General features: G+C 71.6%; 14 protein-coding genes. 13 read left to right on the forward strand and 1 reads right to left on the reverse strand.

The window, feature by feature from the left end; translation table 11 throughout:
* The first annotated feature begins 15 nt into the window (after nt 1-15).
* From ruvX to nusB, 11 genes are all read left to right on the forward strand, one after another.
* Complete coding sequence (gene ruvX, locus ACFYY6_RS13410; protein ID WP_360114716.1) at nt 16-480, forward strand: Holliday junction resolvase RuvX; 465 nt, start codon at nt 16-18, stop codon at nt 478-480.
* A gap of 95 nt (nt 481-575) precedes the next feature.
* Nucleotides 576-2,369, forward strand: a complete 1,794-nt coding sequence (gene mltG / locus ACFYY6_RS13415) for an endolytic transglycosylase MltG (protein ID WP_389193097.1) — start codon at nt 576-578, stop codon at nt 2,367-2,369.
* Nucleotides 2,356-3,192 (forward strand): shikimate dehydrogenase, encoded by an 837-nt coding sequence (locus ACFYY6_RS13420; protein WP_351631441.1) that lies wholly within the window; start codon nt 2,356-2,358, stop codon nt 3,190-3,192. The genes mltG and ACFYY6_RS13420 overlap by 14 nt, the downstream gene beginning before the upstream one ends.
* 147 nt (nt 3,193-3,339) lie before the next feature.
* Entirely contained in the window at nt 3,340-4,524 is a 1,185-nt protein-coding gene (gene aroC / locus ACFYY6_RS13425) for a chorismate synthase (protein WP_389193100.1), read from the forward strand.
* Nucleotides 4,521-5,039 (forward strand): shikimate kinase, encoded by a 519-nt coding sequence (locus ACFYY6_RS13430; RefSeq protein WP_351517242.1) that lies wholly within the window; start codon nt 4,521-4,523, stop codon nt 5,037-5,039. Before aroC ends, ACFYY6_RS13430 begins: the two co-directional genes overlap by 4 nt.
* Nucleotides 5,036-6,127, forward strand: a complete 1,092-nt coding sequence (gene aroB / locus ACFYY6_RS13435) for a 3-dehydroquinate synthase (RefSeq protein WP_351517241.1) — start codon at nt 5,036-5,038, stop codon at nt 6,125-6,127. The genes ACFYY6_RS13430 and aroB overlap by 4 nt, the downstream gene beginning before the upstream one ends.
* A complete protein-coding gene (gene aroQ, locus ACFYY6_RS13440) occupies nt 6,124-6,564 on the forward strand; it encodes a type II 3-dehydroquinate dehydratase (RefSeq protein WP_351517240.1) in 441 nt (146 codons plus the stop codon). Before aroB ends, aroQ begins: the two co-directional genes overlap by 4 nt.
* 127 nt (nt 6,565-6,691) lie before the next feature.
* Nucleotides 6,692-7,525, forward strand: coding sequence for a Pro-rich N-terminal domain-containing protein (locus tag ACFYY6_RS13445; protein WP_386607416.1), 834 nt, complete (start codon nt 6,692-6,694; stop codon nt 7,523-7,525).
* Between the two features lie 140 nt (nt 7,526-7,665).
* Nucleotides 7,666-8,772, forward strand: coding sequence for an aminopeptidase P family protein (locus ACFYY6_RS13450; RefSeq protein WP_351517237.1), 1,107 nt, complete (start codon nt 7,666-7,668; stop codon nt 8,770-8,772).
* A gap of 50 nt (nt 8,773-8,822) precedes the next feature.
* Nucleotides 8,823-9,389, forward strand: coding sequence for an elongation factor P (gene efp / locus ACFYY6_RS13455; protein WP_073787608.1), 567 nt, complete (start codon nt 8,823-8,825; stop codon nt 9,387-9,389).
* 2 nt (nt 9,390-9,391) lie between these two features.
* The gene (gene nusB / locus ACFYY6_RS13460) at nt 9,392-9,823 is read left to right on the forward strand and encodes a transcription antitermination factor NusB (RefSeq protein ID WP_389193104.1); all 432 of its coding nucleotides are present in this window, start codon (nt 9,392-9,394) and stop codon (nt 9,821-9,823) included.
* A 217-nt stretch (nt 9,824-10,040) separates the two neighbouring features.
* On the opposite strand, the gene bldD is transcribed toward nusB, so the two are convergent.
* Nucleotides 10,041-10,541: a transcriptional regulator BldD gene (bldD, locus tag ACFYY6_RS13465; protein WP_030355502.1), complete on the reverse strand. Its 501-nt coding sequence runs from the start codon at nt 10,539-10,541 to the stop codon at nt 10,041-10,043.
* A 220-nt stretch (nt 10,542-10,761) separates the two neighbouring features.
* Between bldD and pyrR the strand changes: the two genes are divergently transcribed.
* Both pyrR and ACFYY6_RS13475 read left to right on the forward strand, forming a co-directional pair.
* On the forward strand, nt 10,762-11,346 hold the full coding sequence (pyrR, locus tag ACFYY6_RS13470; RefSeq protein WP_389193107.1) for a bifunctional pyr operon transcriptional regulator/uracil phosphoribosyltransferase PyrR: 585 nt from the start codon (nt 10,762-10,764) through the stop codon (nt 11,344-11,346).
* Nucleotides 11,347-11,438: 92 nt separating this feature from the next.
* Entirely contained in the window at nt 11,439-12,431 is a 993-nt protein-coding gene (locus ACFYY6_RS13475) for an aspartate carbamoyltransferase catalytic subunit (protein WP_351524731.1), read from the forward strand.
* Nucleotides 12,432-12,433: the final 2 nt, after the last annotated feature.

Raw genomic sequence — 12,433 nt, forward strand, 5'->3', positions numbered from 1 at the left:
ACGGGAGCGACGGGGATGCGCCGGGGCCGCCGTCTCGCGATCGATGTCGGGGACGCCCGGATCGGGGTCGCCTCGTGCGACCCCGACGGGATCCTCGCCACACCGGTGGAGACCGTGCCGGGGCGTGACGTCCCGGCGGCCCACCGGCGGCTGAGGCAGATCGTCGAGGAGTACGAGCCGATCGAGATCATCATCGGTCTGCCGCGCTCCCTCGGCGGTGGCGAAGGGCCCGCGGCCGCCAAGATCCGGGCCTTCGCACGGGAGATGGCCCGCTCGGTGTCACCCCTTCCGGTGCGGCTGGTCGACGAGCGGATGACGACGGTGACGGCCAGTCAGGGACTGCGTGCCTCGGGCGTGAAGTCGAAGAAGGGCCGCTCCGTCATCGACCAGGCTGCGGCCGTGGTGATCCTCCAGAACGCCCTCGAGTCCGAACGGGCGTCGGGCAGAGCACCCGGTGAAGGCGTCGAGGCGGAGGGCTGATCGCGATACGGTAACGTTCCGCGCGATGCGGCGGTGTTCGAACAAGCACCGCACAGCGAAGAGGCGGAACGTCGCCTCGCGGCTCTAGGGGATCGATGACTGAGTATGGCCGGGGCCCCGGCTCCGAACCGTGGCATCCCGAGGACCCCTTGTACGGGGACCAGGGATGGGGGGGACAGCAGTCCTCCCACGGCCAGGGCCAGTACGGCGGCGGGCAGCAGCCCCATCCCCAGGACCCCTATGCGCAGGATCCGTACCACCAGGACGCGTACCACCAGGACCCGTACGGCCAGGGCGGCTACGCGCAGCAGTCGCAGGACCCGTACGCGCAGCACCCGCAGGCGTCCGATCCGTACGGGCAGCAGTACCACCAGCAGCCCGCGTACGGAACCCCGCACGATCCGTACGCGCAGCAGCAGCCGCAGCAGCCCCAGCAGCCCGCCTACCACAACGGCGGCTGGGACCCGGGGCAGCAGCCGGCCGCGCCGTACGACGCCCACGCGGCCGACCCGTACGGCGGTCGGCCGGCGGGCCAGGGCGAGATGCCCGACCAGTACGGCACGCAGGACGCCTACCCGCCGCCGCAGCCGCCGTCCGGCCGTGACACCGCTTCCGGACCGGCTCCCGCGAAGAACCCCGACTGGGACCCGGAGACCGAACCGGAGGAGACCCACCCCTTCTTCACCGGCGCCGACGCCCCGGGCGGCAAGGACGACCACGGCGACGAGGACGACGAGCACGACGACCCGCCCGCCTCGCGCCGGGCCGCACGCGGCGGCGGGGAGCGCCGGGGCAAGGGCAAGGGCAAGAAGAAGAGCCGCAACGGCTACGCCTGTCTGGGTGTCGCGGTGGTCCTGGTCGGCGGCCTCGGCGGGGTCGGGTATCTCGGCTATTCGTTCTGGCAGGACAAGTTCGGCGCGCCGCCGGACTACTCCGGACAGGGCACCGGCCAGGTCGAGATCGAGATCACGAAGGGCCTCTACGGCTACGACATCGGCAACATCCTGAAGGAGAAGGGTGTCGTCAAGAGCGTCGACGCGTTCGTCGCCGCTCAGAAGGAGAACCCCAAGGGCGGACAGATCCAGGCCGGGGTCTATCTGCTCCACGAGAAGATGTCCGCGGCCGAGGCCGTCAAGATGCTGGTCGACCCGAAGAACCAGAATCTGCTGGTCATCCCCGAGGGCACTCGCAATATCCGCGTCTACGAGATGATCGACAAACGGCTGGGTCTGGAAAAGGGGACGACCAAGGGAGTCGCCGTGTCCAAGGCGTCCGCTCTCGGTCTGCCCGAGTGGGCCGCCAGCGACAAGGACATCAAGGATCCGCTGGAAGGATTCCTCTATCCGTCCGCGTATCCGGTCGCCAAGGGGGCCAAACCGGAAGCCGTTCTCAGGACGATGGTCTCCCGGGCCAACGAGGAATACAACAAGCTCGACCTCGAGAAGACGGCCAAGGAGCACGACCTCGACGGCCCTTGGCAGGTTCTCACCGTCGCGAGCCTGGTCCAGGCGGAGGGCCTCACGCACGACGACTTCCGCAAGATGAGCGAGGTCGTCTACAACCGCTTGAAGCCGGACAACGTGACCACGAATCGTAAGCTCCAATTCGACTCGGCTTTCAACTACCTCACGAACCAGAGCAAGATCAAGATCGGTTCGAGCGAGATCCATAGCAATCCGGACCCCTACAACACCTATTACCATGCGGGTCTCCCACCGGGGCCGATCAGCAATCCGGGCGTTGACGCCCTGCGCGCCACGCTCAATCCCACCGGTGACGGGTGGATGTTCTTCATCTCGCTCGACGGCAAGAAGACCCAGTTCACCAAGACGTCCGCCGAGCACGAGAAGCTCAACAAGAAATTCAAGGAAATTCATGGCCTCGGATGACCGGCGCCACCGCGCGGCCGTTCTCGGCTCGCCCATCGCCCACTCGCTCTCCCCGGTCCTGCACCGGGCCGCGTACGCCGAACTCGGCCTCATCGACTGGACGTACGACCGCTTCGAGGTCGACGAGGTACGCCTGCCCGCCTTCATGGCGGGCCTCGACGCCTCATGGGCCGGGCTGTCCCTGACCATGCCGCTCAAGCGCGCGGTCATCCCACTGCTGGACGCCGTCAGCGAGACCGCCTCGTCGGTGGAGGCCGTCAACACGGTCGTGTTCACCGAGGACGGGAGGCGGACCGGTGACAACACCGACATCCCCGGCATGATCGCCGCCCTGCGGGAACGCGGCGTCGAGAAGGTCGAGTCGGCCGCCGTGCTCGGCGCCGGGGCGACCGCGTCCTCGGCGCTCGCCGCACTGTCCGAGATCTGCGCGGGACCGGTCACGGCGTACGTGCGCAGCGCGGAGCGCGGCCGGGAGATGCGCGGCTGGGGCGAACGACTCGGTGTCGACGTCCGGACCCGCGACTGGTCACGGGCCGCCGAGGCGCTGTGCGCCCCCCTGGTCGTCGCCACCACCCCGGCCGGTGCCACCGACGCGCTGACCGGCGACGTGCCCGAGCGGCCGGGCACGCTCTTCGACGTGCTGTACGAGCCTTGGCCGACCGGACTCGCCGCCTCGTGGGCGGCCCGGAACGGCCCAGTCGTCGGAGGTCTCGACCTCCTGGTGCACCAGGCGGTGCTCCAGGTCGAGCGGATGACCGGCCGTGCGCCCGCGCCCCTCGCCGCCATGCGACAGGCCGGGGAAGCGGCGCTCGCTCCCCGCTGACCTCGTGTTCCGGCCGCCGGGAGGCGTCCGCCTGCTGGACCGGCGGCCGGTTCACGCCCCCGGACGTGGGAGGATCGAGGGCGGCGGGCCAGGGCCGCGCACCCGGTCGCGCCGTCGCAGTTCGAGGCGCGAGCATGAGGAGCACCGTTGAGCAGGTTGCGCTGGCTGACCGCGGGGGAGTCGCACGGCCCCGCACTCGTGGCGACGCTGGAGGGTCTTCCCGCCGGTGTCCCGATCACCACTGGGATGGTGGCGGACGCGCTCGCGCGGCGGCGGCTCGGATACGGCCGCGGGGCGCGGATGAAGTTCGAGAAGGACGAGGTCACGTTCCTCGGCGGGGTCCGCCACGGCCTCACTCTGGGCTCCCCGGTCGCCGTGATGGTGGGCAACACCGAGTGGCCCAAGTGGGAGCAGGTCATGTCGGCCGACCCGGTCGACGCCGAGGCGCTGGCCGAATTGGCCCGCAATGCCCCGCTCACCCGCCCGCGCCCCGGCCACGCCGACCTCGCGGGCATGCAGAAGTACGACTTCGACGAGGCCCGGCCGATCCTGGAGCGCGCCAGCGCCCGGGAGACCGCGGCCAGGGTCGCGCTCGGCACCGTCGCCCGGTCGTACCTCAAGGAGACGGCCGGCATCGAGATCGTCAGCCACGTGGTCGAGCTGGCCGCCGCCAAGGCGCCCCGCGGCGTCCTCCCGACCCCGGCCGACGTCGAACGGCTCGACGCCGACCCCGTGCGCTGCCTGGACCCCGACGCGAGCGAGGCGATGGTCGCGGAGATCGACCAGGCCCACAAGGACGGCGACACCCTCGGCGGCGTGGTCGAGGTGCTCGCGTACGGGGTGCCCGTCGGCCTCGGCTCGCACGTCCACTGGGACCGCCGCCTCGACGCCCGGCTCGCCGCCGCACTGATGGGCATTCAGGCCATCAAGGGCGTCGAGGTCGGTGACGGCTTCGACCTGGCCCGCGTCCCCGGCTCCCGGGCGCACGACGAGATCCTGGTCACCGAGGACGGCATCAGGCGCGCCTCCGGCCGCTCGGGCGGCACCGAGGGCGGTCTGAGCACCGGCGAGCCGCTGCGGGTCCGCGCCGCGATGAAGCCCATCGCGACGGTGCCGCGCGCCCTCGCGACCGTCGACGTCGCCACCGGCGAGGCCGCCAAGGCCCATCACCAGCGCTCCGACGTCTGCGCCGTCCCGGCCGCAGGCATCGTCGCCGAGGCGATGGTCGCCCTGGTCCTGGCCGACGCCGTCGCGGAGAAGTTCGGCGGCGACAGCGTCACCGAGACCCGCCGCAACGTGCGCTCGTACCTCGACCACCTGAGGATCCGATGAGCGGCCCGCTGATCGTCCTCGTCGGACCGATGGGCGTCGGCAAGTCCACCGTCGGGGAGCTGCTCGCCGAACGGCTCGGCACCACCTACCGGGACACCGACGCGGACATCGTGGCGGCCGAGGGCCGGGAGATCTCGGACATCTTCGTCGACGACGGCGAGCCCCGCTTCCGTGAGCTGGAGCGGGCCGCCGTACGGACCGCGGTCGCCGAGCACGAGGGCGTCCTCGCCCTCGGCGGCGGCGCGGTCCTCGACGCGGGCACGCGGGAACTGCTGTCCTCGCTGCCCGTCGTCTACCTCTCGATGGACGTCGAGGAGGCGGTAAGGCGCACCGGCCTCAACGTCGCCCGCCCGCTGCTGGCCGTCAACCCGCGCAAGCAGTGGCGGGAGCTGATGGAGGCCCGGCGCCCGCTGTACACCGAGGTCGCCCGGGTGGTCGTCGCCACCGACGGCCGCACCCCCGACGAGGTCGCCCAGGCGGTCCTCGACGCAATGGAGTTGAAGAAGGAGACATGACGGACGCAGTGACCCGCATCCACGTCGCGGGCAGCGCGGGCACCGACCCGTACGACGTGCTGATCGGCCGGCAGCTCCTCGGCGACCTGCCCACGCTCATCGGCGACCGGGCCAGGCGCGTCGCGGTCCTGCACCCCGAGGCGCTCGCCGAGACCGGTGACGCGGTCCGCCAGGACCTCGCCGAGCAGGGCTACGAGGCCATCGCCGTCCAGGTGCCCAACGCGGAGGAGGCCAAGACCGCCGAGGTCGCCGCGTACTGCTGGAAGGCCCTGGGCCAGTCCCACTTCACGCGTTCCGACGTCATCGTCGGCATCGGCGGCGGAGCCACCACGGACCTGGCCGGATTCGTCGCCGCGACCTGGCTGCGCGGGGTGCGCTGGATCGCGATCCCGACGACCGTGCTCGCCATGGTCGACGCGGCGGTCGGCGGCAAGACGGGCATCAACACCGCCGAGGGCAAGAACCTCGTCGGCGCCTTCCACCCGCCCGCCGGGGTCCTGTGCGACCTCGCCGCCCTGGACTCGCTGCCCGTCCACGACTACGTCAGCGGCCTGGCCGAGATCATCAAGGCCGGTTTCATCGCCGACCCCGCGATCCTCGACCTGATCGAGGCGGACCCCGAGGGCGCCCGTACGCCCACCGGACCGCACACCGCCGAGCTGATCGAACGTTCCATCCGGGTCAAGGCCGAGGTCGTCTCCGGCGATCTCAAGGAGTCCGGACGGCGCGAGATCCTCAACTACGGCCACACCCTGGCCCACGCCATCGAGAAGAACGAGCGCTACAAGTGGCGGCACGGCGCGGCCGTCTCGGTCGGCATGGTCTTCGCCGCCGAGCTGGGTCGACTGGCCGGACGTCTCGACGACGCCACCGCCGACCGGCACCGCGCCGTCCTGGAGTCCGTCGGACTGCCCCTGACCTACCGCGGCGACCAGTGGCCCAGGCTGCTGGAGACCATGAAGGTCGACAAGAAGTCCCGCGGCGACCTGCTGCGCTTCATCGTTCTCGACGGACTCGGCAAGCCGACCGTGCTGGAGGGCCCCGACCCGGCCGTCCTGCTCGCCGCGTACGGGGAGGTGTCGGCGTGAGCCGCCGGGTCCTCGTCCTCAACGGGCCGAACCTCGGCCGACTCGGGTCCCGCGAACCCGACGTGTACGGGGCCACCTCGTACGCAGGACTCGTCGAGACCTGCCGGGCCGTCGGCGAGGAGCTCGGCATGGACGTCGAGGTCCGCGAGACCAACGACGAGGGGGAGCTGATCCGCTGGCTCCACGAGGCCGCCGACGGTTCGATCCCGGTCGTACTCAACCCGGGCGCCTTCACCCACTACTCGTACGGGATGCGGGACGCGGCGGCCCAGCGCACCGCCCCGCTGATCGAGGTGCACATCTCGAACCCGTACGCGCGGGAGGAATTCCGCCACACCTCCGTGGTCGCGGCGGTCGCCACCGGGACCGTGGCCGGATTCGGCATCGGTTCCTACCGCCTCGCCCTGCGTGCCCTCGCGGACGAGGCGACCGGCTGACGGACCGGCACATCCGGCGGCCGGCCGGGCACTGTCGGCCGTCCCCGTCCGTTCCTCCTGTGGCGGCCGGGGACGGTACGGTTGCCGTCCCAGTCCCAGTCGCCTGTACGAGACGGAGTGGCACCGGATGCAGCACGCAGTGGGGGCACCGCTGCCACCGCCCCAGGGCCCGGCGAACGGTCCGCTCCAGGGCCCGGCGAACGGTCCGCTCCAGGCACGGCACCCAGGCCACCCCGGCCCCCCGGGCCCGCCGCCCCCCGCCGCCCCCACCGGAGGGGGCTGGGGCGGCCCGGCCCGGCAGCACGCCCCCGGACCTCCCGCCCGGGAGGTCACCGGACACGTCCCGCTGCCACCCGGCGGGCCCGTCCCGCTGCCCGCGCCGCCGGCCGGTGCCGGTACCGGCACCGCGACGCTCGCCGTCCTGCTGATCGGCCCGGCGGGGGCGGGCAAGACCACCGTGGCCCGGCTCTGGGCCGGCCGCCGCCGCGTCGCCACGGCCCACGTCAGCCTCGACGACGTCCGTGAATGGGTCTGCTCCGGCTTCGCCGACCCGCAGTCGGGGTGGAACGAGCACTCCGAGGCGCAGTACCGCCTCGCCCGCCGCACCTGCGGCTTCGCCGCCCGCAACTTCCTCGCCAACGGCATCTCCTGCATCCTGGACGACGCCGTCTTCCCCGACCGGCCCGTCGTCGGCCTCGGTGGCTGGAAGCGCCATGTCGGCCCGGGGCTGCTGCCCGTCGTCCTGCTGCCCGGCCTGGAGGTCGTGCTGGAGCGCAACGCCGCCCGCAGCGGCAACCGCCGCCTCTCCGACGAGGAGGTCGCCCGCATCCACGGCCGGATGGCGGGCTGGTACGGCTCCGGCCTGCCGATCATCGACAACTCGACGTACGACGTGGAGACCACCGCGCGGGTCCTGGACGACGTGCTCGCCCGTTCCATAACGAGCCCGCCCTCCTGGTGAGCCGCCGGTGAGCCGCCTCCGGACGGCGCTCCGGGCAGGGCGCTCGCGGGCGCCGTCCCCGGGCCGGGGACGGGGCGTCCGCGGCCCCGGTCGGACGCGCTGACCGCGCACGCCCGGGCCGGTCCTCGTAGGCTCGTGACATGTCAGACGTGTACGCCGTCCGTCGCGGGCTGCTCCGCGACCGGTGCGCAGCCGTCGGATCCGCGGCCGCGCTGGTCTCCCGTCCCGCCAACGTCCGCTACCTCGCGGGCGGGGCGCCCCCCGGCGCCGTGCTGCTGCTCGGTCCCGGCGAGGACGTGCTGCTGCGCCCCCGCGACGCGGTCGGTGAACCCGGGGACGGGCGGACCGACGACCGGCTGCGGGTGGCGTCCCTGTCGGCCGCCGACGGGGATCCGGTGGTCGCCGCCGCCGAACTGGCCGCCTCGTCGGGCGCGGAGTCCCTGGCCGTCGAGGAGCACCATCTGACGGTCGCGCGCCACCGCGCCATGGGATCGGTGGTCCCGCGGGTCCGGCTGGCCGATCTCGGCCCCACCGTCGAACAGCTCCGGGTGGTCAAGGACGAGGAGGAGATCGCGTGTCTGCGGATCGCCGCCGAGATCACCGACCAGGCCCTGGGCGAGCTCCTCGAATCCATCCTGGTCGGCCGCACCGAGCGGCACCTCGCCCTGGAGCTCGAACGCCGGCTGGTGGACCACGGGGCCGACGGCCCGGCCTTCCCCACCTCCGTGGCCACCGGGCCCAACTCCGGCCGGGGCCGCCACCGCCCCACGGACCGGCGGGTGGAGGAGGGGGACTTCCTCTCCGTCTGCCTCGGTGCCAACTACCGCGGCTACCGCTGCGAGATCGGCCGCACGTTCGTGATCGGCACGGCGCCGGCCGACTGGCAGATCGAGCTGTACGACCTGGTCTTCGCCGCCCAGCGGGCCGGGCGGGAGGCCCTGGTCCCCGGCACCGCCTACCGCGACGTGGACCGTGCGGCCCGCTGTCTCCTGGACTCGGCGGGCCACGGCGGCAGCCTCGCGCCCTGCACCGGGCACGGTGTGGGACTGGAAATCGACGAGGACCCGCAGCTGGCACCCGCGGCCATGGGTAAACTGGACGCTTGCGTGCCGGTCACCGTCGAACCGGGGGTCCACCTCCCGGGCCGGGGCGGGGTCCGGATCGATGACACGCTCGTCGTGCGCCCCGAGGCGGACGGCGGACCCGAGCTACTCACCATTACGACCAAGGAGCTGCTCGCGCTCTGACGCGTTTCCTCGGTCGTTCCACCAGCTTCAGTCCAGGAGATTCCGCAACCGTGGCTTCCACGAACGACCTCAAGAACGGCCTGGTGCTCAAGCTCGACGGAGGCCAGCTCTGGTCCGTCGTCGAGTTCCAGCACGTCAAGCCCGGCAAGGGCCCGGCCTTCGTGCGCACCAAGCTCAAGAACGTGCTCTCCGGCAAGACCGTCGACAAGACGTTCAACGCCGGCGTGAAGGTCGAGACGGCCACCATCGACCGCAGCGACATGCAGTTCTCGTACATGGACGGCGACTACTTCGTCTTCATGGACATGGACACGTACGACCAGCTCATGGTCGACCGCAAGGCTGTCGGCGACGCCGCCAACTACCTGATCGAAGGCTTCACCGCCACCGTCGCCCAGCACGAGGGCGAGGTGCTCTACGTCGAGCTGCCCGCAGCCGTCGAACTGACCGTCCAGCACACCGAGCCGGGCGTCCAGGGCGACCGCTCCACCGGCGGCACCAAGCCCGCCACCCTGGAGACCGGCTACGAGATCGGTGTCCCGCTCTTCATCACCACGGGTGAGAAGATCAAGGTCGACACCCGCACGGGCGACTACCTCGGCCGGGTGAACAGCTGACCGTGGCTGCCCGGACCAAGGCCCGCAAGCGCGCCTTCCAGATCCTCTTCGAGGCCGACCAGCGCGGCACATCCGTGCAGACCGTCCTCGCGGACTGGGTGCGGCACGCGCGGACCGACCACCGCCAGCCGCCGGTCACCGAGTACACGATGGAGCTCGTCGAGGGGTACGCGCGGCACGCGGCCCGCATCGACGAACTCATCGTGACCTACGCGGTGGACTGGGAGATCGACCGCATGCCGGTCGTCGACCGGAACATCCTGCGGCTCGGCGCGTACGAGCTGATATGGGTCGACGAGACCCCGGACGCGGTGGTGATCGACGAGGCGGTCCAGCTCGCCAAGGAGTTCTCCACCGACGAGTCCCCGTCCTTCGTGAACGGCCTGCTGGCCCGCTTCAAGGACCTCAAGCCGAACCTCCGCCGGGCGCAGTAGCCCTGCGAGACGTTCTTCGGCGGTCGTGGAGCCCGCGGTCGGACCGGCCGCGGGCTCCACGACGTCCGGCGGGCCGACGGACCGTCGGGGAGCCGTCGGCGCGAGCCGGGGGAGCCCGCCGTACGAGCCGCGCTGGGACGAAAAAGCCGTGCCGACCGGACACCCGGGAAGGGGATGCCCGCGTCGGCACGGCGACACATTTCTTCGGGGGAGGGGCTCAGCCCTCCTCGTGGGCGACGGCACGGCGCGCGTCCGCGTCGAGCACACCCCAGCTGATCAGCTGCTCCGTGAGCACGGACGGCGACTGGTCGTAGATCACGGCCAGCGTGCGCAGGTCGTCCTGGCGGATCGAGAGCACCTTGCCGTTGTAGTCACCGCGCTGGCTCTGGATCGTCGCGGCGTAGCGCTGGAGCGGTCCGGCCTTCTCCTGCGGGACGTGGGCGAGGCGCTCCAGGTCCAGGACGAGCTTCGGCGGCGGCTCGGCGGCTCCGCCGGGCGTCGTACCGGGCAGGAGCTCCTGCACCGGGACCCCGTAGAAGTCCGCGAGCTCGGCGAGTCGCTGCACGGTCACGGCGCGGTCACCGCGCTCGTACGAACCGACCACGACGGCCTTCCAGCGGCCCTGCGACTTCTCCTCCACGCCGTGGAGGGAGAGGCCCTGCTGGGTGCGGATGGCGCGGAGTTTGGCCCCGAGCTGTTTTGCGTATTCGCTGGACATAAGGCTCCCCGGACGCTGGAACAATGCGCGGCTCCGCCGCGTTGCTGGTAACTCACTGTGAGGTTACGCAGCGTTACTTGGCTGCGTCAAGCCGAACGGTCCGGACCGACACCTGCGGGGGTGCGATCGGAGCCCGGCACAAGCCCTGCTACCGTGGATGACGCAAATTCGACGTCCTTTAAAGTCCGTCCCGTGAGGCGGAGAAGGAGGTCCGTTTCTTATGGACGCACAGCATGAACCCCCCGGCAATGCGGCACGCCCCGTTCTGGAGGCCCCCGACATCTCCCGGGCCCTGACCCGCATCGCCCACGAGATCGTCGAACGCGCCAAGGGTGCCGACGACGTGGTGCTCCTCGGCATTCCGACACGTGGCGTCTTCATCGCCCGCCGACTGGCCGAAAAGCTTCAGGAGATCACCGGCAGGAAGATGCCGGTCGGCTCCCTCGACATCACCATGTACCGCGACGACCTGCGGCTGCGCCCGGCGCGCGCCCTGGCCCGCACCGAGATCCCTGGCGAGGGCATCGAGGGCCGTCTGGTGGTCCTGGTGGACGACGTCCTCTTCTCGGGACGCACGATCCGCGCCGCGCTCGACGCCCTGGGCGACATCGGCCGTCCCCGCGCCGTGCAGCTCGCGGTCCTCGTCGACCGGGGACACCGCGAGCTCCCGATCCGCGCCGACTACGTCGGAAAGAATCTCCCCACGTCGCTGCGGGAGACGGTCAAGGTCCAGCTCGCCGAGGAGGACGGCCGTGACGCCGTGCTGCTCGGTGTCCAGCGGTCCGTCCCGGTCGGCGAGCAGTAGCCGCACTTCACCCGTACGGAGGGCACCGAGCCCGTACGGCCGCTTCCGCACGCCCGCATGCCTGAATCCTCCCTCTTTCGGAGAACACCCAGATGAAGCGCCACCTCATCTCGGCCGCCGACCTCACCCGCGACGACGCCGTCCTGATCCTCGACACCGCCGAGGAGATGGCCAGGGTCGCCGACCGGCCGATCAAGAAGCTCCCCACCCTGCGCGGTCGTACCGTCGTCAACCTCTTCTTCGAGGACTCGACGCGTACCCGCATCTCCTTCGAGGCCGCCGCCAAGCGCCTCTCCGCGGATGTCATCAACTTCTCCGCGAAGGGCTCGTCCGTCTCCAAGGGCGAGTCGCTCAAGGACACCGCGCTGACGCTGGAGGCGATGGGCGCCGACGCCGTCGTCATCCGGCACGGCGCCTCCGGCGCCCCGTACCGGCTCGCCACCTCCGGCTGGATCGACGGTGCCGTCGTCAACGCGGGCGACGGCACCCACGAGCACCCCACCCAGGCCCTCCTGGACGCCTTCACGATGCGTCGCCGCCTCGTCGGCGCCGACAGCGGCCTGGGCCGGGACCTGGAGGGCCGCCGGATCACGATCGTCGGCGACATCCTGCACAGCCGGGTCGCCCGCTCCAACGTCCACCTGCTGAACACGCTCGGCGCGCACGTCACGCTCGTCGCCCCGCCCACGCTCGTCCCGATCGGTGTCGAGCAGTGGCCGTGCGAGGTCAGCTACGGCCTCGACGAGGTGCTGCCGAAGTCCGACGCGGTGATGATGCTGAGGGTGCAGCGCGAACGGATGAACGCCGCGTACTTCCCGACCGAGCGCGAGTACTCCCGCCGCTACGGCCTGGACGCCGACCGCATGGCGCGGATGCCCGGGCACGCCGTCGTCATGCACCCCGGCCCGATGGTCCGGGGCATGGAGATCACCGCGGAGGTCGCCGACTCCGACCGCTGCACGGCCGTCGAGCAGGTCGCCAACGGCGTCTCGATCCGCATGGCCGTCCTCTACCTGCTGCTGGGCGGCGCCGAGCCCGCCGCCCCGTCGCCCGCCGCCCCCGCCCGTACCGAGGAGAACCAGTGACC

This window comes from Streptomyces sp. NPDC001750, assembly GCF_042892615.1.
Classification (GTDB): Bacteria; Actinomycetota; Actinomycetes; order Streptomycetales; family Streptomycetaceae; genus Streptomyces.

Bases quoted from the DNA above. Each gene is read 5' to 3' on its own strand.
- ruvX (WP_360114716.1), top strand. From the start codon at position 16: ATGCGCCGGGGCCGCCGTCTCGCGATCGATGTCGGGGACGCCCGGATC.
- pyrR (WP_389193107.1), top strand. From the start codon at position 10,762: ATGGACGCACAGCATGAACCCCCCGGCAATGCGGCACGCCCCGTTCTG.
- aroB (WP_351517241.1), top strand. From the start codon at position 5,036: ATGACGGACGCAGTGACCCGCATCCACGTCGCGGGCAGCGCGGGCACC.
- ACFYY6_RS13445 (WP_386607416.1), top strand. From the start codon at position 6,692: ATGCAGCACGCAGTGGGGGCACCGCTGCCACCGCCCCAGGGCCCGGCG.
- ACFYY6_RS13475 (WP_351524731.1), top strand. From the start codon at position 11,439: ATGAAGCGCCACCTCATCTCGGCCGCCGACCTCACCCGCGACGACGCC.
- bldD (WP_030355502.1), bottom strand. From the start codon at position 10,541: ATGTCCAGCGAATACGCAAAACAGCTCGGGGCCAAACTCCGCGCCATC.
- ACFYY6_RS13450 (WP_351517237.1), top strand. From the start codon at position 7,666: ATGTCAGACGTGTACGCCGTCCGTCGCGGGCTGCTCCGCGACCGGTGC.
- mltG (WP_389193097.1), top strand. From the start codon at position 576: ATGACTGAGTATGGCCGGGGCCCCGGCTCCGAACCGTGGCATCCCGAG.
- ACFYY6_RS13430 (WP_351517242.1), top strand. From the start codon at position 4,521: ATGAGCGGCCCGCTGATCGTCCTCGTCGGACCGATGGGCGTCGGCAAG.
- ACFYY6_RS13420 (WP_351631441.1), top strand. From the start codon at position 2,356: ATGGCCTCGGATGACCGGCGCCACCGCGCGGCCGTTCTCGGCTCGCCC.